At 60.7% G+C, this 18,922-nt stretch carries 18 protein-coding genes and 1 pseudogene; 9 read left to right on the top strand and 10 right to left on the bottom strand.

All coding sequences use genetic code 11. From position 1 onward, the window contains the following. Positions 1-15: 15 nt before the first annotated feature. Complete coding sequence (locus GR197_RS27575) at positions 16-522, top strand: single-stranded DNA-binding protein (protein WP_164015393.1); 507 nt, start codon at positions 16-18, stop codon at positions 520-522. A gap of 89 nt (positions 523-611) precedes the next feature. Here the strand turns inward: GR197_RS27575 and GR197_RS27580 are convergent, their stop codons facing one another. After that, a complete protein-coding gene (locus tag GR197_RS27580; protein ID WP_164015395.1) occupies positions 612-1,259 on the bottom strand; it encodes a MarC family protein in 648 nt (215 codons plus the stop codon). Between the two features lie 248 nt (positions 1,260-1,507). On the opposite strand from GR197_RS27580, the gene gyrA reads away from it, so the two are divergent. Continuing rightward, entirely contained in the window at positions 1,508-4,330 is a 2,823-nt protein-coding gene (gene gyrA / locus GR197_RS27585) for a DNA gyrase subunit A (RefSeq protein WP_164015397.1), read from the top strand. Between the two features lie 341 nt (positions 4,331-4,671). Here the strand turns inward: gyrA and GR197_RS32135 are convergent, their stop codons facing one another. Next, the gene (locus tag GR197_RS32135) at positions 4,672-4,827 is read right to left on the bottom strand and encodes a hypothetical protein (RefSeq protein ID WP_204330423.1); all 156 of its coding nucleotides are present in this window, start codon (positions 4,825-4,827) and stop codon (positions 4,672-4,674) included. A gap of 128 nt (positions 4,828-4,955) precedes the next feature. Then, a pseudogene (locus tag GR197_RS32525) lies at positions 4,956-5,245 on the bottom strand (hypothetical protein). Positions 5,246-5,335: 90 nt separating this feature from the next. Here GR197_RS32525 and coaD point away from each other — a divergent pair. The 5 genes from coaD to tgt all read left to right on the top strand — a co-directional run bounded on the left by coaD (position 5,336) and on the right by tgt (position 9,307). Next, positions 5,336-5,830: a pantetheine-phosphate adenylyltransferase gene (gene coaD, locus GR197_RS27595; protein ID WP_164015399.1), complete on the top strand. Its 495-nt coding sequence runs from the start codon at positions 5,336-5,338 to the stop codon at positions 5,828-5,830. Between the two features lie 58 nt (positions 5,831-5,888). Further along, a complete protein-coding gene (locus GR197_RS27600) occupies positions 5,889-6,461 on the top strand; it encodes a peptidylprolyl isomerase (RefSeq protein ID WP_164015401.1) in 573 nt (190 codons plus the stop codon). Between the two features lie 28 nt (positions 6,462-6,489). Then, on the top strand, positions 6,490-6,999 hold the full coding sequence (locus GR197_RS27605) for a peptidylprolyl isomerase (RefSeq protein ID WP_007628975.1): 510 nt from the start codon (positions 6,490-6,492) through the stop codon (positions 6,997-6,999). Between the two features lie 71 nt (positions 7,000-7,070). Then, positions 7,071-8,174: a tRNA preQ1(34) S-adenosylmethionine ribosyltransferase-isomerase QueA gene (gene queA / locus GR197_RS27610; RefSeq protein WP_164015403.1), complete on the top strand. Its 1,104-nt coding sequence runs from the start codon at positions 7,071-7,073 to the stop codon at positions 8,172-8,174. Then, a complete protein-coding gene (gene tgt / locus GR197_RS27615; RefSeq protein ID WP_164015405.1) occupies positions 8,171-9,307 on the top strand; it encodes a tRNA guanosine(34) transglycosylase Tgt in 1,137 nt (378 codons plus the stop codon). Before queA ends, tgt begins: the two co-directional genes overlap by 4 nt. 2 nt (positions 9,308-9,309) lie before the next feature. Here the strand turns inward: tgt and GR197_RS27620 are convergent, their stop codons facing one another. The 6 genes from GR197_RS27620 to GR197_RS27645 form a co-directional block, all read right to left on the bottom strand. After that, entirely contained in the window at positions 9,310-10,395 is a 1,086-nt protein-coding gene (locus tag GR197_RS27620; RefSeq protein ID WP_164015406.1) for an acyltransferase family protein, read from the bottom strand. Between the two features lie 107 nt (positions 10,396-10,502). Continuing rightward, the gene (locus tag GR197_RS27625) at positions 10,503-10,931 is read right to left on the bottom strand and encodes a DUF4864 domain-containing protein (protein ID WP_164015408.1); all 429 of its coding nucleotides are present in this window, start codon (positions 10,929-10,931) and stop codon (positions 10,503-10,505) included. Between the two features lie 79 nt (positions 10,932-11,010). Further along, on the bottom strand, positions 11,011-12,276 hold the full coding sequence (gene fabF, locus GR197_RS27630; protein ID WP_164015410.1) for a beta-ketoacyl-ACP synthase II: 1,266 nt from the start codon (positions 12,274-12,276) through the stop codon (positions 11,011-11,013). Between the two features lie 13 nt (positions 12,277-12,289). Beyond that, positions 12,290-12,796 (bottom strand): winged helix-turn-helix transcriptional regulator, encoded by a 507-nt coding sequence (locus tag GR197_RS27635; RefSeq protein ID WP_164015447.1) that lies wholly within the window; start codon positions 12,794-12,796, stop codon positions 12,290-12,292. A gap of 37 nt (positions 12,797-12,833) precedes the next feature. Continuing rightward, a complete protein-coding gene (locus tag GR197_RS27640; protein WP_164015412.1) occupies positions 12,834-13,142 on the bottom strand; it encodes a hypothetical protein in 309 nt (102 codons plus the stop codon). A gap of 126 nt (positions 13,143-13,268) precedes the next feature. Further along, complete coding sequence (locus GR197_RS27645) at positions 13,269-15,395, bottom strand: calcium-binding protein (protein ID WP_164015414.1); 2,127 nt, start codon at positions 15,393-15,395, stop codon at positions 13,269-13,271. 267 nt (positions 15,396-15,662) lie between these two features. On the opposite strand from GR197_RS27645, the gene GR197_RS27650 reads away from it, so the two are divergent. After that, a complete protein-coding gene (locus GR197_RS27650) occupies positions 15,663-18,035 on the top strand; it encodes an alpha-amylase family glycosyl hydrolase (protein ID WP_164015415.1) in 2,373 nt (790 codons plus the stop codon). A gap of 44 nt (positions 18,036-18,079) precedes the next feature. Here the strand turns inward: GR197_RS27650 and GR197_RS27655 are convergent, their stop codons facing one another. After that, complete coding sequence (locus GR197_RS27655; RefSeq protein WP_164015417.1) at positions 18,080-18,268, bottom strand: hypothetical protein; 189 nt, start codon at positions 18,266-18,268, stop codon at positions 18,080-18,082. A 209-nt stretch (positions 18,269-18,477) separates the two neighbouring features. Between GR197_RS27655 and GR197_RS27660 the strand changes: the two genes are divergently transcribed. Continuing rightward, positions 18,478-18,873 carry a hypothetical protein gene (locus GR197_RS27660; RefSeq protein ID WP_164015419.1) on the top strand — a complete coding sequence of 132 codons (396 nt, stop codon included), beginning with the start codon at positions 18,478-18,480 and terminating at the stop codon, positions 18,871-18,873. Positions 18,874-18,922 lie beyond the last annotated feature (49 nt).

An 18,922-nucleotide genomic window follows, 5' to 3' on the forward strand; every position in this document is an offset into this window, starting at 1 on the left:
AGGTAGGGTGAGAGCATGGCTGGTAGCGTAAACAAGGTAATTCTGATTGGAAACGTCGGTGCGGACCCGGAAATCCGCCGCACTCAGGATGGCCGGCCGATTGCCAATCTCCGTATTGCGACCTCGGAGACCTGGCGCGACCGCAATTCCGGCGAGCGCCGTGAAAAGACCGAGTGGCACACCGTCGTCGTCTTCAACGAAGGCCTCTGCAAGGTCGTCGAGCAATATGTGAAGAAGGGCGCCAAGCTCTATATCGAAGGCCAGTTGCAGACCCGTAAGTGGCAGGACCAGCAGGGACAGGACCGCTACTCGACGGAAGTGGTGCTGCAGGGCTTCGGTTCGACCCTGACCATGCTCGACGGCCGTGGTGAAGGCGGCGGCGCAAGTTCTGGCGGCGGCCGCGGCGGCAGCAGCAACAATGATTATGGCGACGACTACGGCGCCCCGGCTCCCTCATCATCGCCAAGCCGCGGCGGTGGCGGCAACTTCTCGCGCGATCTCGACGATGACATCCCGTTCTGATCGACCGTTCCTGGTTTATGTTCCATCCGAGAGCATGACGTCTTTAACGGCGTCATGCTCTTTTTTTTGATCTCGCGGCGGATGCCGTTTCAGTGCGGCGTCGCGCTGATGAGATTGAACGCCGATTTCGCCCCGTCGACGACGAACTGTGCGGCAAGGGCTGCGAGGATAACGCCGAGAAGCCGCGTCAGAATTGCCCGGCCGGTGACGCCGAGGAAACGGTCCAGCCGTTCGGCGACGAGCAGCATCAGGAAGGTCAGCAGCAGATTGGCGGCAATGACGCCGATCAGCTGGGCTTTCCCGATGGAGGTGGCGAGCGTGCCGGCAAGCAGGATCGTCGCCGAGATGGCGCCCGGGCCGGCAATCAGCGGCAAGGCCAGCGGGAAGACGGCGATATTCTCGATATGATCCTTGGTGATTGCCGCCTCAGTGGCCTTCTCCTTGCGTTCCTGGCGCCTCTCGAAGACCATTTCGAAGGCGATCCAGAACAGCAGCAGACCGCCGGCGATGCGGAAGGCGCCGATCGAAATCCCGAGCACGCCGAGCACGCCGGCCCCAAACAGCGCGAAGACGGCGAGGATGATGAAGGCGATGACCGAGCCGCGCAGCGCCACCTGCGTGCGCTGGGCGCGGCTCATGCCCATCGTCAGCCCCAGGAAGATCGGTGCGAGCCCCGGCGGATCGATGGTGACCAGCAGCGTCGTGAAGGCGTTGATCAATTGGTCGGCGCTTGCCATCGTCTCTCCGGAACCCCATATAGTCGCGTGGTTTTTGTGCGTGGTTTTATAATTGTGAAGCGGCGATTCCGATTTGGCAAATATCCCGCGGCGGGCCGCGGCGGATTTGCCCGGTCTGGCCGCGCAACTTGCATGTTTTACCCTCTTTAAGCCGTAAAAGCCTGTTCAAAACGCCGCGTGAAATTGGCGCGGCAACGGGCTTTCCGCTATAAATCTTCAAGTGATTCTAGAAGAGATCGTGATCTGTTTTGACTGAGCAAACACCCCCCGGCGGCGGGAAGCTCCCGCCAGGCATCGAGCCCATCTCCATCATGGAGGAAATGCAGCGGTCGTATCTCGATTACGCCATGAGCGTCATCGTCAGCCGCGCGCTGCCCGACGTGCGCGACGGCCTAAAGCCCGTGCACCGGCGCATCCTCTACGGCATGTCCGAGCTCGGCATCGACTGGAACAAGAAATACGTCAAATGCGCCCGCGTCACCGGTGACGTGATGGGTAAATTCCATCCGCACGGCAATTCGGCGATCTATGATGCGCTTGCCCGCATGGCCCAGCCCTGGTCGCTGCGTTTGCCGCTGATCGACGGCCAAGGCAATTTCGGCTCGGTCGATGGCGATCCGCCGGCGGCCGAACGTTACACCGAATGCCGCCTCGAAAAGGCGGCCCATTCGCTGCTCGACGATCTCGACAAGGAAACCGTCGATTTCCGCGACAACTATGACGGCACGCTCTCCGAGCCGGTGGTGGTGCCGGCCAAGTTCCCCAATCTGCTCGTCAATGGCGCCGGCGGCATCGCCGTCGGCATGGCGACCAACATCCCGCCGCACAATCTCTCCGAAGTCATCGACGGCTGCATCGCGCTGATCGACGATCCGGCCATCGAGCTGCCGGAACTGATCCAGATCATTCCTGGCCCCGATTTCCCCACGGGTGCGAAGATCCTCGGCCGGGCCGGCATTCGCTCCGCCTATGAGACTGGTCGCGGCTCGGTCATCATGCGCGGCGTCGCCGCCATCGAGCCGATGCGCGGTGACCGCGAGCAGATCATCATCACCGAGATTCCCTATCAGGTGAACAAGGCGACGATGATCGAGAAGATGGCCGAGCTGGTGCGCGACAAGCGCATCGAAGGCATCTCCGATCTGCGCGACGAATCCGACCGCCAGGGTTATCGCGTCGTCGTCGAATTGAAGCGCGACGCCAACGCCGAGGTCATTCTCAACCAGCTTTATCGCTACACGCCGCTGCAGACCTCCTTCGGCTGCAACATGGTGGCGCTGAACGGCGGCAAGCCGGAACAGCTGACCCTGCTCGATATGCTGCGCGCCTTCGTCTCTTTCCGCGAAGAAGTCGTTAGCCGGAGAACGAAATTCCTGCTGCGCAAGGCGCGTGACCGCGCCCATGTGTTGGTCGGTCTCGCCATTGCCGTCGCCAATATCGATGAAGTCATCCGTGTTATCCGCCAGGCGCCCGATCCGCAGTCGGCCCGCGAAGAACTGATGACCCGCCGCTGGCCGGCCGAAGATGTCGAAAGCCTGATCCGTCTGATCGACGATCCGCGCCATCGCATCAATGAGGACCTGACCTACAACCTCTCCGAAGAGCAGGCCCGCGCCATCCTCGAACTGCGCCTTGCCCGCCTGACGGCCCTTGGCCGCGACGAAATTGGTGACGAACTCAATAAGATCGGCGAGGAAATCAAGGATTACCTCGATATTCTCTCCTCGCGCGTCCGGATCCAGATCATCGTCAAGGACGAACTCCTCGCTGTCCGCAACGAATTTGGCACGCCGCGCCGCACCGAGATCATCGACGGCGGCCTCGAAATGGACGACGAGGATCTGATCGCCCGCGAGGACATGGTCGTCACCGTCTCGCATCTTGGTTATATCAAGCGCGTGCCGCTGACCACCTACCGCGCCCAGCGCCGCGGCGGTAAGGGCCGCTCCGGCATGACTACCCGCGACCAGGATTTCGTTAGCCGGCTATTCGTAGTCAACACCCATACGCCGGTTCTGTTCTTCTCGTCGCGCGGCATCGTCTACAAGGAAAAGGTCTGGCGCCTGCCGATCGGCACGCCGACTTCACGCGGCAAGGCGCTGATCAACATGCTGCCGTTGGCACCCGGCGAGCGAATCACGACCATCCTGCCATTGCCCGAGGACGAGGAGAGCTGGGACAATCTCGACGTGATGTTCTCGACGACGCGCGGCACGGTTCGCCGCAACAAGCTGTCGGACTTCGTCCAGGTCAACCGTAACGGCAAGATCGCCATGAAACTCGAGGAGGAGGGCGACGAAATCCTCTCTGTCGAGACCTGTACCGAGAATGACGACGTGCTGCTGACGACGGCGCTCGGCCAGTGCATCCGCTTCTCCGTCGACGACGTCCGCGTTTTCGCCGGCCGCAATTCGATCGGCGTGCGCGGTATCAGCCTTGCCGGCGGCGACCGCATCATCTCGATGACCATCGTCCGCCATGTCAATGCCGAGCCATGGGAGCGCGCCGCCTATCTGAAGCGCGCCGCCAACGATCGGCGTCTGACGACGGGTGAGGCCGAGGAAATCGCGCTGGTCGGTGAGGAGGTCACCGAAGAGGGACAGCTCTCCGACGAGCGTTACGAAGAGCTGAAGCAGCTCGAGCAGTACGTTCTCACCGTCTCCGAAAAGGGCTTCGGCAAGCGTTCGTCGTCCTACGATTTCCGCATCTCCGGCCGCGGCGGCAAGGGCATCCGCGCCACCGACACGTCGAAGACCGGCGAGATCGGCGAACTGGTCGCGGCCTTCCCCATCGAGGACGGCGATCAGATCATGCTGGTTTCCGATGGCGGCCAGCTGATCCGCGTGCCGGTCGGCGGCATCCGCATCGCCAGCCGCGCCACCAAGGGCGTCACCATCTTCTCGACCGCCAAGGACGAGAAGGTCGTCTCGGTCGAGCGCATCAGCGAGCCGGAGGAGGACGAGACGGAGGAGACGGTCGAGGTCGCCGACGGCGCCGCCGTTACCGACGAAGATGCTGCCGGCGAAGCGCCGATTGCCGATGGCGATCCGGCTGGGCCTGCCGAGGAATGATCAGATGAACGGGGCGGCTTCGAGCCGCCCTTTTCTTTTCAGTCCGGGGAATGGTTTTAAGTCACGCCCAAAGAAAAAGCCGGACGCTGGGTGCATCCGGCTTGGAATGGCCTTGGGCTGCGGAGGGGTGCTGCTCAAGGTGGGGAAGAGGGAAGTAAAAAGAGGAAAGTCAGAACGCTCTATGTTTCTCATTCAGTGCCTTTACCTCTTCGCCTTCGCGCCGCAGCGCTGAGATCGTCGAGGTTACAGACACGATGAACATGACGCTGATAAGGGCCGTGAGCACTGTCAAGATCGTGAACATAGGCATTCCTTTTCCTGGGGAGTTGCGTTCCCGCCCCTCAGTACTGGCCCAGTACGGCCGTCCGGGCCGAAGCATAAGGACCATAAACCTTGGACGTACCAATCTTCTGATCATAGAGAGCGACAGTTGCGGTCAGCATGCCCGTGACCATTACCATCCAGAGCACGTTAATCATCGTAATCTTGCCGGGCATCTTTAGTCCTTCCTGCCGCGATAATCGCATCTATGTCGGTTGAATGAACGCATCCGTTTTAAAATGGTTCCGCCGGATGTTGACGGGTGTTTACCAACGCCGATCTGAAGCCTCCTTGAATGTCTCGTTCATCTGGCGTTCAGATTCGAACGTCGTTTTTTCGCGCAGCCGGCCTTGAGCGCGCACAATCGCCGCATGTTCGGCAAGCGCCGGCCGCACCCAGCTCACTTCGTAGCGATCGGCGAAATAACCATAGGCCATCTCGGCGGCAAGCGAGGAAACGACGGCAAGTGCAACGAGCACGATCAGCATGGACTTGGTCTTCCCAGGGGGCGGCGGATGCCGGAATGGCATCGGCTGTCTTGATGATTTGAGTTAAGCAGATCCCGTCTGAAACCGCCTTGAACGGGCCGTTCATCCGCCGTTCAACCGTCCGGGACGATTGGCCAAATCACTTGCGACAAGGCAGCATCCGTGACAAAAGGCGTCAAACCAACGGTCGGGCCAGATGACGACAGCTTTTTATCCCGGGTCCTTCGACCCGATCACCAATGGGCATGTGGATGTTCTGGTTCAGGCGCTGAACGTCGCCGAAAAGGTGATCGTTGCGATCGGCATCCATCCCGGCAAGGCGCCGCTCTTTTCCTTCGAGCAGAGAGCCGAGCTGATCCGCCTTTCCCTGGCTGAAGCGCTGCCCGGCAAGACCGGCGACATCGACGTCGTGGCCTTCGACAATCTTGTCGTCGATGCCGCACGCAGTCATGGCGCCACGCTTTTGATCCGCGGTCTTCGCGATGGCACCGATCTTGATTATGAAATGCAGATGGCCGGTATGAACAGGACGATGGCGGCCGATATCCAGACCATCTTTCTGCCGGCGGGCACCGCCTCGCGGCCCATTACCGCCACATTGGTCCGCCAGATCGCCGCCATGGGCGGCGATGTCAGCGCTTTCGTGCCGGCCGCCGTCTTGCAAGCCCTCACATCCAAGCGCCAAAATTAGCAAGCGCCAATACTAGCAAGCGCAAAGACCAGGCGGAACCCGCCGCAACGGAGCCCATATGAAACTCTTTTATCTCGCATTTGCCGGCGTGTTGTATCTCGCTTCCTTCGCGGGGGATGCCTTCGCCCAGTCGGCCGATCATTATCTCACCATCCAGCTGAAGAACGGCCCGGTCGTCATCCAGCTGATGCCTGAGGTCGCGCCGAAGCATGTCGCCCAGATCGAGGCGCTGGCCAAGAAGGGCGAATACGACAACGTCGCCTTCCACCGCGTCATCGACGGCTTCATGGCCCAGACCGGCGACGTCAAATTCGGCAATATGGAGAAGGGTTTCGATGCGAGCCTCGCCGGCACCGGCTCCTCCGACATGCCGGATATTCCGGCCGAGTTTTCCAAGACCCCGTTCGTGCGCGGCACGGTCGGCATGGCTCGTTCGCAGGATCCGAATTCCGCCAATTCGCAGTTCTTCATCATGTTTGCTGAAGGCTCCTTTCTCAACGGCCAGTACACCGTCGTCGGCAGGGTCGTTTCCGGCATGGAGAATGTCGACAAGATCAAGCGCGGCGAAGGCCAGAACGGCGAAGTCAAAAGTCCCGACCGGATGATCAAAGTCACCCTGGGCAAGAAGTAAGTTACGAAAGAAACAAGAGGAGAAGACAATGGCCGAGATCAAAGATCCCGAAAACACCGTCATTCTGGAAACCACCAAGGGCAAGATCGTCATTCAGCTTTTGCCGCAGGTCGCCCCGGAGCATGTCGCCCGCATCAAGGAACTCGCCCGCGAGAAGGCCTATGACGGCGTCGTCTTCCATCGCGTCATCCAGGATTTCATGGCCCAGACGGGCGATGTCGAATTCGGCAAGAAAGGTTCGGAAACCTTCAATCCCGGCCGCGCCGGCATGGGCGGCTCCTCCAAGCCGGATCTGAAGGCTGAATTCTCGGCGACCACCCATACGCGCGGCACCTGCTCGATGGCCCGTTCGCAGAACCCGAACTCGGCCAATTCGCAGTTCTTCATCTGCTTCACCGATGCACCCTGGCTGAACAAGCAGTATTCCGTCTGGGGTCAGGTCATCGAAGGCATGGACAACGTCGACAAGATCAAGCGCGGCGAGCCGGTTTCCGATCCGGATTCGATCGTCTCGATGCGGGTTGCCGCCGACGTCTGATTGTGATTTCTGCTGAAACCCGCTCTTGCGCCTAACCGCGCGGGGGCGGGTTTCGCTTTGAAAGTACCCTTATGCGCGTAGACCTTTTCGATTTCGATCTGCCCGATGAACGCATCGCATTGCGGCCCGCCGAGCCGCGCGACAGCGCGCGCCTGCTCGTCGTCAATCCCCACGCGGAAAGCGTGCCGCCTGCGGAAAGCCTGCTCTCTGATCATTGCGTCGGTGATCTGCCGTCGTTCCTGCGGGCGGGCGATGCGCTGGTCTTCAACGATACCAAGGTCATTCCCGCCCAGCTCGAGGGCATCCGCCATCGCGACGGCGCCGGCGGCCAGCAGGTGTCGGCGACGCTGCACATGCGCGTCGGCCCGAGCCGTTGGAAGGCCTTTGCCAAGCCCGGCAAGCGTATCAAGGAGGGAGATAGCATTGCCTTCGGCCATTCCGGCGAAAGCTGCTTTCTCGGCGCGCTTGATGCCACTGTCGAGGAAAAGGGCGAGGCTGGCGAGGTGACGCTCGCTTTCGATCTTTCCGGCCCGGCGCTCGACGAGGCGATCGCCGCCGTCGGCCACATTCCGCTGCCGCCCTATATCGCCGCCAAGCGGCCTGAGGACGAGCGCGACCGCGCCGATTACCAGACGATCTATGCTCGCGAGGAGGGCGCCGTCGCCGCGCCCACCGCCGGCCTGCATTTCACGCCCGCCCTATTCGAGACACTCGACAGAGCCGGGATCGAACGCCATTTCGTCACCCTGCATGTCGGCGCCGGCACCTTCCTGCCTGTCAAGGCCGACGATACCGACGATCACCGCATGCATCTGGAAAGCGGCACCGTCAGCGCTGAGACTGCCGCACGGCTGAACGCCGTCAAGGCAAAGGGCGGGCGCATCGTCTGCGTCGGCACCACCTCGCTGCGGCTGATCGAAAGTGCCGCGGAAGAAAGCGGTGAGATCCGCGGCTGGAGCGGCGCCACCGGCATCTTCATTACGCCTGGCTATCGTTTCAAAGCGGTCGACATGCTGATGACCAATTTTCACCTGCCGCGCTCGACGCTGTTCATGCTGGTCTCGGCCTTTTCAGGCTTTGAGACCATGCATGCGGCCTACAAACACGCCATCGCGACTGGCTACCGCTTCTACTCTTACGGCGACGCGAGCCTTCTTTTCCGGAAAGACAAATGACAGAGAACTTCCAATTCACGTTGAAGAAGACCGATGCCGGCGCACGCTTCGGCGAGATTTCCATGCCGCGCGGCACGATCCGCACGCCGGCCTTCATGCCTGTGGGGACCGTCGGCACCGTCAAGGCGATGTATCTCGACCAAGTGCGCGAAACCGGCGCCGACATCATCCTCGGCAATACCTATCACCTGATGCTGCGCCCCAGCGCCGAGCGGGTCGCCCGCCTCGGTGGCCTGCACAAGCTGATCCGCTGGGAGCACCCGATCCTGACGGATTCCGGCGGATTCCAGGTCATGTCGCTGTCCGGCCTGCGCAAACTCGATGAGCAGGGCGTCACCTTCAAGTCGCATGTCGACGGCAGCCTGCATCATATGTCGCCGGAGCGCTCCATAGAAATCCAGGGGCTGCTCGGCTCGGACATCCAGATGCAGCTCGACGAATGCGTGGCGCTGCCGGCCGAGCCGAAGGAAATCGAGCGCGCCATGGAGATGTCGCTGCGCTGGGCCGAGCGCTGCCGGGTCGCCTTCGGCGAACAGCCCGGAAAAGCGATGTTCGGCATCGTTCAGGGCGGCGACATTCCGACGCTGCGCATCCGCTCGGCTGAGGCGCTGAGCCAGCTTGATCTCAAGGGTTATGCCATCGGCGGCCTTGCCGTCGGCGAGCCGCAGGACGTCATGCTGCAGATGCTGGAAACGACGCTGCCCGTGCTTCCTCTGGAAAAGCCGCGTTACCTCATGGGCGTCGGCACGCCGGACGATATGCTGAAATCCGTCGCCCGTGGCATCGACATGTTCGATTGTGTCATGCCGACCCGTTCCGGCCGCCATGGCCTGGCCTTCACCCGCCGCGGCAAGGTCAATATCCGCAATGCCCGCCACGCAGAGGATATGCGCCCGCTCGACGAGCAGTCGAATTGCCCGGCCTCGCGCGACTATTCACGCGCCTACCTGCATCATCTCGTCCGCGCCAACGAGGCGCTCGGCGGCATGCTGCTCTCCTGGCACAATCTCGCCTATTATCAGGAACTGATGCAGGGCATCCGCAAGGCGATCGCCGGAGGCCGCTTCGCCGATTTCATGGCAGAGACGCAGGAAGAATGGGCAAGAGGCGATCTCGACCCGGTGTCGGTGTAGGGCTATCCCGCCTTCGCGCTGTTTACGGCCGGGACCGCAGACGCCGGATTTGGCCCAACCATCCTTTTGAGCTTTTTGCGCACTGGCTCATCGAAGCCTGTGGCGGCGATGCCGGCCAAAATGAAAATCGCGACTACCACGACCATCCCGGCCGCCGGAGAGGCAGGAAGCTCGAAGCCCTTTCGCCGTAGCGAATACAGCAGACTGAAAATAGGTCCATGCAAGATATAGATCGGATAGGAAAGTCTTCCCAGCCAACGGAATATCAGCTCGACCAGACCAGTTTGTTCCGTGCGCATTGCAAGCCACACTATGGCCGGGAAGACAACAAGGCATATGAAGAAATCGAAATACGGGAAACCGAAGAACGTGCTGGCGGATATTCCCGTTATGAAGATCAGGCATATACACAGAAAAAGACCGACGATATTCCCCTTAATAACCAAAGTCGGTTTCTGGAGATCATGTAGTCTGTAGAGGCAAATTCCTAGCGAGAATGAAAACAATACCCTTGAAAAGCCAAAGATGAAGTAACTTGGCTGGAAACCGATGTCGAGGTTGCCTTCTAGCAATGCTCCGTACATGGCCATGCCGGTAGTTGCCAGTGCTATGGCGAGCAAGCTTCTGAGCGATAGTCGTATCAGCAGAGCGGAGAACACCACACCGGCCCAAAGCTCGAAGAAGAGCGACCAGCTAGGTGCATTGAAGGGGAAAAGACTTCCGGCACTCATACTTGGAATGAACAGAATCCCCTTTAGCAGCAGTCCCGTCAGGGTGGGGTAGTCCAAGCCGATTTGAAGGGCATAGCTGACAAGGCCAATCGGAAGCGAAAGAAGATAAAGAGGATAAAGCCGTATTACACGCTGCAACAGAAACCCGGCAGGCGAAATCTCCCCCGCTAATAGTCGCTTCTCATACGAATTTGCAAGAACGACGCCACTCAGAAGAAAGAAGAGATCGACGGCAAGGTAGCTGATATTCGGCGATATCGGGCCAAGTGCGCCTTCCGTATGCCGGAAGATGACCATGACAGCCGCAACTCCGCGCAACGCCTCAAGTGCCGTGAAAAATTGCTTGCCAGAGTTCAACTTAACAACCTCCGCTGGCACATTCTTACTTGAGGAGGATTTCGAAATCATTAGCGCAACGATTCCGTAGAATGAGTTCGCCTTCAATAGAGAAAGGAAACGGTGCGTCAGATCCCCTTGCTGTCCGCATCCGGCATGATCTGCACGCCGTTGATCCTGTAGCTGCCGTCCGGCTGTCGAGTCATCTGGTAGATCGCCGTCCAGTCCTTGCCGTCGCGGCCTGAAATCAGCACCTCGTGATAGATCAGCGCGCCGTTGTCGATCGAGCGGCTGCGGCCGAAGGCGTAATTGCCAGGATGATAAACCGGCTCGTAGCTCTTTTTCACCATGGCGAAGAACAGGTTTTTGTCGGGATACATCGCCCTGATGCCGGGAGCGGCGTAGGAATAGGCGGCTTCGGCATCATCCTTCAGGAAGGCTGTGATCTGCTCCTCGATCATCGTTCGTGTCGTGGCGATCGGATCTTCGGCAAGGGCCGGGACAGCGGGGAGGATAGACGCGGCACACAGAATGAGAACTGCGAAGAAGGCGCGCATGGGGGTCTCCGGCTCTATCGGGGGAAAGACTCCGATAGAGCAGAAGTGTAGGCCATTTCTAGCGCAAGAAAAGCGGACTTTACGACCAGCGCCGGAAGATTGCGCTGGCATTCACGCCGCCGAAGCCGAAACCGTTGGTGATGGCATAGTCCATTACCAGCGGCCGCGCCGTCTTGCCGACGATATCGATGCGGTCGGCATCAGGATCGGCCTGATCGAGGTTGCGGGTCGGCGGCGCGATCTGGTCGCGCAGCGCCAGGATGGTGAAGATCGCCTCCAGCCCGCCGGCGGCCCCGAGCAGATGGCCGGTGGCCGATTTCGTCGCGCTGACGGCAATGCCGCCATTGCGGCCGAAGACCGTGGCGATCGCCGCGATCTCGCCCCTGTCACCGACCGGTGTCGAGGTCGCATGCGCGTTGAGGTGCTTGACCTCCGAAGCCGGGATCTTCGCCTGCCTGAGCGCTGCCTCCATCGCCCGGCGCGCGCCGTCGCCGTCTTCGGGACCTGAGGTCATGTGATAGGCATCGGCCGCCGTGCCGTAGCCGACGAGTTCGGCGAGCGGCGTGGCGCCGCGGGCAAGCGCGTGTTCGAGTGTTTCGATGACCAGGATGCCGGCGCCTTCGCCCATGACGAAACCGTCGCGTGCCGTGTCGAACGGCCGCGACGCCAACTCCGGCGTCTCGTTGAAGCCGGTGGAAAGCGCGCGGGCGGCAGCAAAGCCGCCGAGGCTCACCTTGTCGATGCAGGCTTCGGCGCCGCCGCAGATCGCCACATCCGCTTCGCCGGAGCGGATCAGCCGCGCCGCATCGCCGATCGCCTGGACGCTGGCCGCACAGGCCGTCACCGGCGCACCGAGCGGACCTTTGAAGCCGTAGCGGATGCTGACCTGGCCGGCGGCGAGATTGACCAGGAAGGAGGGCACGGTGAAGGGCGACAGTCGCCGCACGCCGCGTGTTTCGCCGATCCGCACCGCTTCGGCGATCGCTGGAAACCCGCCGACCCCGGAGGCGATGATCGTTGCCGTGCGCTCGCGTTTCGCTTCGTCGGTCGGCATCCAGCCGGCCTGCTTCACCGCTTCCTCCGTCGCCGCCATGGCGAACTGGATGAAGCGGTCCATCTTCTTCTGATCCTTGGGGGTGATGTAACGGTCGGGATCGAAACCGGCCTCAGCATCCTCGGTCATACCAGGAACGATACCGCCGACCTTGGCCGGGAGCTCGCCGACGACACCGTCCGAAAGCACCCTCAGCCCCGAGCCGCCGTCAAGAAGGCGCTTCCAGGCGGGCTCGACGCCGGTGCCGAGTGGCGAGACAAGTCCCATGCCGGTGACAACGATGCGATCCATGATATTTTCCTCTCTATGCGTCGATGCCGAGATACCAGGCGCGCATGCGGGCGATCCGCGCGTGCACCTCGTCGTCGGCGGCGGGGCCTGCAAGCAGGCTGGTGTTTTCTGGGGTCATTTCTTGGCCGGTCCGCGCGTCGACCAGTACCGTCTCGCGCGCTTCGCCGGAGGCGGAGTCGCCGAGCAGATAGGCAAGATCCTCTTCCGGGATGTGCCGGCTTCCCCAGGAAAACAGCGTCATCAGCACCGGAAAGAAATCGCGGCCCTTGTCCGTCAGTCGATATTCGTAGCGGGCAGGGCGCTGGCGGTAGAGCCGCCGTTCGAACAGTCCCTGATCCGTCAGGTGTTTCAGCCGCCGCGTCAGGATGTTCGGCGCCACGCCGAGGCTCTTCTGGAAATCGTCGAAACGCGACAGCCCCTGAAAGGCGTCGCGCAGGATCAGGATGCTCCACCAGTCGCCAACGCTGTCGAGCGCGCGCGCCGCCGGGCATTTGAATTGGCTGAAGCTTGTCCGCTGCATGGTGATGTCACTACAGTAGTGACTATCATCATGCAAGTTACTTATATCCGGGGTCGCCCTCGAAAATCCGGGCGAGCAGGATGCCGGCGACGAGCATGCCGGCCGCGACGAAGATCGTATCGCCCGGCGTGCCGATATAGAGCGGCCCGATATTGGCGAACAGCAGGAAGGCAATCAGGAAATTGACCCAGCCCCAGACGACGTTCACTATAGGCGCGCCGAGCTTGCCCCGTTGCGAAAACGGGATTCGAAAGCGCCGGCCGCTGACGCCGTTGACGAAATGCGGGACGCCGTTGGTCAGAAACGCTGCGGCAATGAAATGGACGACATAAGCGATCCAGGGCAAAGGCTTCTCCGGTGCTGCGAGTTGAGTCAACGGAGGAATGTGGCCGGGAATGTCACCTCGGCAAGGGGAGCCTGGAAACGCGCGAGGTTCGGCAGCCCGCCGCCAGAAGACGACAGGCCGGTAGGATCAGACAAGCAGGAAATCTTTAAAATGAAGCGCCGCGGAATTGTCGAGATCCGCGACATGGATTGCCGCGCCCGCAGCACTTCCATCCGCGTCAAAAGATAGAATGCCGCTGGCCTGATCGTAGATTAGCTTGTCGTCGGCCTCGAGCGCTTTCGTGCCGAGAACGAAATTCTCATCGGAAAATCCGGACAGGCTGAGCGCTGCGAAAATCGAATGGTCGAGCAGCAGCTTGTCGCCGGTCGCAGAGGAGAAATCCCGGATCCTGTCGACGCTGCCATTGTCGGGCTTCACATCGAAGACGAAGCTATCGGCGCCACCGCCGCCGGTCAGCGTGTCTGCGCCGGCTTTACCGAACAGCTTGTCGTTGCCGAGCCCGCCGCTCAGTTGGTCGGCGCCTTTGCCGCCATTGATCGTGTTGCTGCCGTCATTGCCGGTGAGGATGTTGGCCGTGTTGTTGCCTGTCGCACTGAGATTGGCCGTTCCGGTCAAGGTGAGATTCTCGATCGTGCCGGCCGCGTGCTTGACATCGGCCAGGCTGAAGGAGGTCGAAGCCCTGACGGTGTCACTGCCGGACGAGCCCGTTTCATCGGCAACATCGCCCGCATTGTCGATCACATAGGTGTCATTGCCGGCACGCCCCGACATATGGTCGGCGCCTGTGCTGCCATCGAGGATATTGTTGCCAGAATTGCCGACAAGCGTGTTCGCCAGGCCATTTCCGGTGCCGTTCAGATTGGCGGTGCCGGTCAGCGTCAGGTTCTCGACGTTGCCGATCGTATGCGTCGTATCCTTGAGACTGAAGCTGATCGACGACATCACGGTATCGGTTCCGCCGCCCCGGCTTTCGTCGACAATTTGAGTGGGGCTGCTCACGGTGAATATGTCGTCGCCCGTGCCGCCATAGAGATGGCCGGTGGCCGGCGGCGGCGTACTGGCGCTGCCGCCACCGATGTCGATGATTACCGGATGGTCGACGACATCCACCGTCAGCGACGACACGTTGCTGAGGCTTTTGATCGCCGTCGTCCCGCTCATCGGATCGAAAACCTTCACGGAGCCGAACGAGGACCCGAGATTGACCTTGACGCCTGTCGTCGCAGCCTGAATGGCCGCGTCGGTAGACTGGTTCCAGATGTCGGGCTCGTTCCAGATGGTGATCTGGTAGCTGCCGTCCGATTTTTCGGTGAGCAAGCTGTGGGCGGAGGACGGCATGCCGTCGATCGAGTAGTTGAGCGTCCCTGCGCTGAAACTCGCCTTCGCAGCGCCGTCGTCGCCCAGTATTTCGGTCAGGTTGTGGATCGCCGTCGCCGCCGGCTTTGCTGAATAGTCGAGATGAAAAAGCCCGAAATGCTTTTCCTGATTGGCGCCCTGCGGATCGGAATAGGCATCCAGCAGCTCGTAGATGAAGGTCTGCTTCGATCCGAGTGCTGCGCCGTCCATCAGCGTATTGAGCACCAGCTTTGCCTGCGTCGCTTCACTGACGCCTTCCCAGCCGCCATTGGTGTCGGCGGTGAGCGAGGTATGATAACCGGTCTCGGTGATAACAAGCGGCTTGCCCGGATCGGCAGCGCGCTGAACGCCGGCTTCGCGGGAAAGCCATGAGAATGGCTGGTCGCCGTCCTTCGCATAGGTATGGATCGTCGTGTAATCCGACGCGGAAGCGACCGTATATCCGGTAAAGCCGAGGACCGGGATGTTCTTCAGCAACGGATCGGCGTTGACGGCGGCAGACAGGTCTTTCTGATAGGCGATGGCTGCCGCCTGGCCGCTAAGACCGTGATAGCTGACCGGCCAGTTATTGACTTCGTTCGGCCCCTCGATGCCGACGACCGACCCGGGATGGGCCTGCACGAAAGTATGCAGCCGTTGGGCCACCGTGGTTGGGTCGACTTCCCGCTGGGCGCTGAAGACGAACTGCACGCCTGCTTCGGCTGCATCGCCGAGATGGGTTTGACCGTTAGGATCGGAAGCGGAGTTGGGGGCGTGATCGCGCACCGTATCAAGGCCAAGATAGTCTAAAGCTTTGACAACCTCTCCGACGCTGGAATATTTTCCGTCGGTGTAATCGATATGCGTATCAATTCCGAAGGAGCGAATAATATCGTTTATTCTAACGGCTTGAGCCATAGTTTTCTCCCGGTTTACGAGGGAATCGGCCGTGGGAATATATCCCTATTTGCTATTGCCGATTCGATTTAATACACGAGGAGGGCCGTGCAGTGCTTGCCCGTTAACCATGATATATTGTTCCGAATGTGGCCCGTATCGGGCAGCCATTCGTCCAATGAGATCATCAATCTTTGCTTGCATTTTTCCGGTCAGCCGGCAGATCATGCCTGGGTGAGGCTGCCGCATAAGCAGAACCGGCAAAATCCGATGCATCTGGAGGATCCGATGACCGTCAATGTTCACTTCCGGTTTCGCAGCGGCCTGCCGTCGATGGCCTTCGACAATGTCCGTCTCCGCGGCAGTTGGGACGAGCAGGCCCGCCTCTCGGCCGATTGGAGATCTGTTCCAATGCAGCGCTCTCGCGACGAGGATGGATATGATGTCTTTGTCGCCAGGGTTTCCTTTCCCGATGGCGAGATCGGCACGAATTTTCGCTGGGGCATCGAGCTCGATCGGCCGGGCATCTCGAACCTCTGGGCGGTCACCGCCGAATTGGACGATGAGGCCTCATCGCGTCGCGAATGCTCCTTCGAACTCCGGCAGGGCATAGCGCCGCAGACCTGTTATCTGACATGGATCGGCCGTCTGGGGGCGAACCGGGTTGAAAGGCGTAACGGTGCCGACGGCATCCGCTTCTCGGTCTGGGCGCCGAACGCTCGGGAGGTCTCGCTCGTCCTCGTTGATCCCGCTGTCGGCTACGTCGCCGACGACGGCACCGGAACTCTCGATACCATCGGCATGCGAAGGACCGGTGAGGGGATCTGGTCGGTTGAAACCGGCGACGATGGCCGCCTTAGCGATTTCGACGGCATGGTCGGCACGCCCTATATGTATCTCGTCACCAAGGACGACGGATCGCTCGCCTACCGGACCGACATCTGGTCGCTGATGCAGATCGGGGCGGGAGATTTCGATCCGGATGGTGCGCCTTATCACGGATCGCCGGCTGGTTTGGACGGGCCGCAGAGCTGCTCGGTCGTCTGCGACCCGAAGCGGGTGGTGCTGCCGTCCGGGCAGGAGCTTGCCGCCGAGGCTTTCTGGGTTGACGAATTCGTGGACGGCCGCAAACTTCCTAATCGGCTCGAGGATCTGGTGATCTATGAATTGCATGTCGGCGCGCTCGGTTTCGGCAAACCCACGCCGGGAACGCTTGATGATGCGATCGCCTTCGTCGCGTATCTCTCCGCGCTCGGCGTCAACGCCGTCGAACTGTTGCCGATCGCCGAATTCGAGACGCGGGCCAACTGGGGTTACGGCACCTCGCATTTCTTTGCCGCCGATCAGGGGGCCGGCGGCACCGACCGGCTGAAGTTGTTCGTCAAAGCCTGCCACCAGCAGGGCATCGCCGTCATTCTGGACGTTTGTTACAACCACTTCGATCCGGATGGCGAGCGGGCGCAATGGGCCTATGATTCCAATGATCCCACCCGCAATATCTATTATTGGTACGAAGGCCGTCCCGGCGATTACGCCGATCCCACCGGCGGCTATATCGACAACATCTCGACGGGATGGGCGCCTGCCTTCGATGAGGAGGCGGTGCGGCAGCTTTTCATCTCAAGCGCCGCATTTCTCGTCTCCGTCTGCCATATTGATGGCTTCCGGCTCGATCAGACCAGTTCGATCCACCAATATCCGGTGCTGCATGCCGACGGCCGGCGCGCCGATCGGGCAGCAGCCTTCGGCGCCAAATTCCTGAAGCAGTGGACCCGCACGATGCGGTTGATCAAGCCGCAACTTTTCCTGACGGCCGAGGATTATTCGGATTGGTCGGCAATGACGGAGCCGAGCCTGACCGGCGACGGGCTCGGCTTCGACGCCACCTGGTACGGCGATTTTCATCACAACCTTGTCGAATATCACGGCGGCGCGCAGGCGCAGCTTTTGAAGAATGCCGGTTTCGGAGACAAGCGGGCGTTGACCATGTCGTCCTTTGCCGGCGCATTGCAGACGAGCGCGCGATCCAAGGTGGTCTACAACCAGTCGCACGACGACTGCGGTAATCGCGAGGGATCGGCACGAACCGCTGTCATCGCGGTCAATTTCGCGCCGATCGTTGGCGAGACCAGGGCTTGGGCGGAGGCGCGATCCCGGTTTGCAGCGGCGATGACGCTGCTATCGGCCGGGACGCCGATGTTTTTCATGGGCGAGGAAATCGGCGCCCAGAAGCCCTATCGTTACAGTGATTTCGTGGAGAACCGCGAGAATATTCTCGGCGAGGCTGCGGGCCACGGGGCAGGGATGATCAGCTGTTATCGCGATCTGATCGCGCTCAGCATCCACCAAGATGCCATTCGTTCTCGCAACATCGCCGTTCCCTACGTGCATGACGAGGATCGGGTGATCGCATTTCATCGATGGAACGACGGCGAGGATTTCCTCGTGGTGGGATCGCTGAACGACGCTCCCTTCGAGCATGGCTATCGGCTGCATAGCGAGCGTTTAGGAGATGACCTCTGGGAAGAGATCTTCAATACCGATGCTCAGACATATGGCGGCTGGAATATCGGCAACGGCGGCGGAAAAATCAGAGCCACGGCGGGAACGCTCGATGCGGTGCTGCCTGCGTCAGGCGTCCTGGTGTTTCGCAGGCTGTGACGCGTCACGCTTTTCCAAGGCAGCAGGCAATGGGGGTGCCGCGCTCAGGCAAACCCGACCGGCAGGCTGTCCAGTTTTCTGCCGGCGCCGTAGTCGCGCTCATGCTGTGAGCGGCGGCGGCCGTTGTGGCGAGCGGACAGATCGATCCGGTTTTCAGCAAAGATGCCATCGGCATAAGTGCCGGTATCATGGCAATCGGCGTCGATCTTGGGGGCAAGGATTTTCAGGATCATCGGGGTTCCTCCGCGGCGCACCATCAACACTCGGAAAGGCCGCTTCGTTCCCTTTATAAACTCTGAATTATTAATAAATTAACCATAAGCGTCGCCGAAAGGCTCGGCGGTTGCCAACGTCCGGGCCCACACGCGTCAGCACTAAATGGCCTGCGGTGGAACTCACGGAGCGTGATTGCCGTTGATATCGATGAACACAGGAGGTTTCCATGCAGTTGATCGATACACGAGTGTCACAGGCCGGTGACGTCTTCACCGTCGAATTCTTGGGTGAAGGAGGAGAATCGATCTCCGTCAAGATCGACAACTCCCATGGCGAGCTCGACCACTCCACAGCCGTCGACCATGCCAAGGTGATGATGGTCCAGCTGACCAGCTTTGCCGCCGGCGAGGCGGATGGCAGCATCAACCGTTACGATGCCTTGAGCAACGGCAATTTCGACGAAGGCAGCAAGGGCCTGATCGGTCAGCCGAGCGCACGTTCGACCCATGACAGTAAGGTGCTGGAGGAAGAACTTAACGAAGGTCTTGAGGACAGCTTTCCGGCAAGCGATCCTGTCTCGGCCACGGTGTCGTCCATTCCCGCCAATGCGCGACGGCACTGAACTCAGGCGTTTCTCATTCCAAATCCAGGCGAAGGTTGCCCGTTCCAGC

Origin of the sequence: Rhizobium phaseoli, assembly GCF_010668805.1 — a bacterium.
GTDB classification, from domain to species: domain Bacteria; phylum Pseudomonadota; class Alphaproteobacteria; order Rhizobiales; family Rhizobiaceae; genus Rhizobium; species Rhizobium phaseoli_A.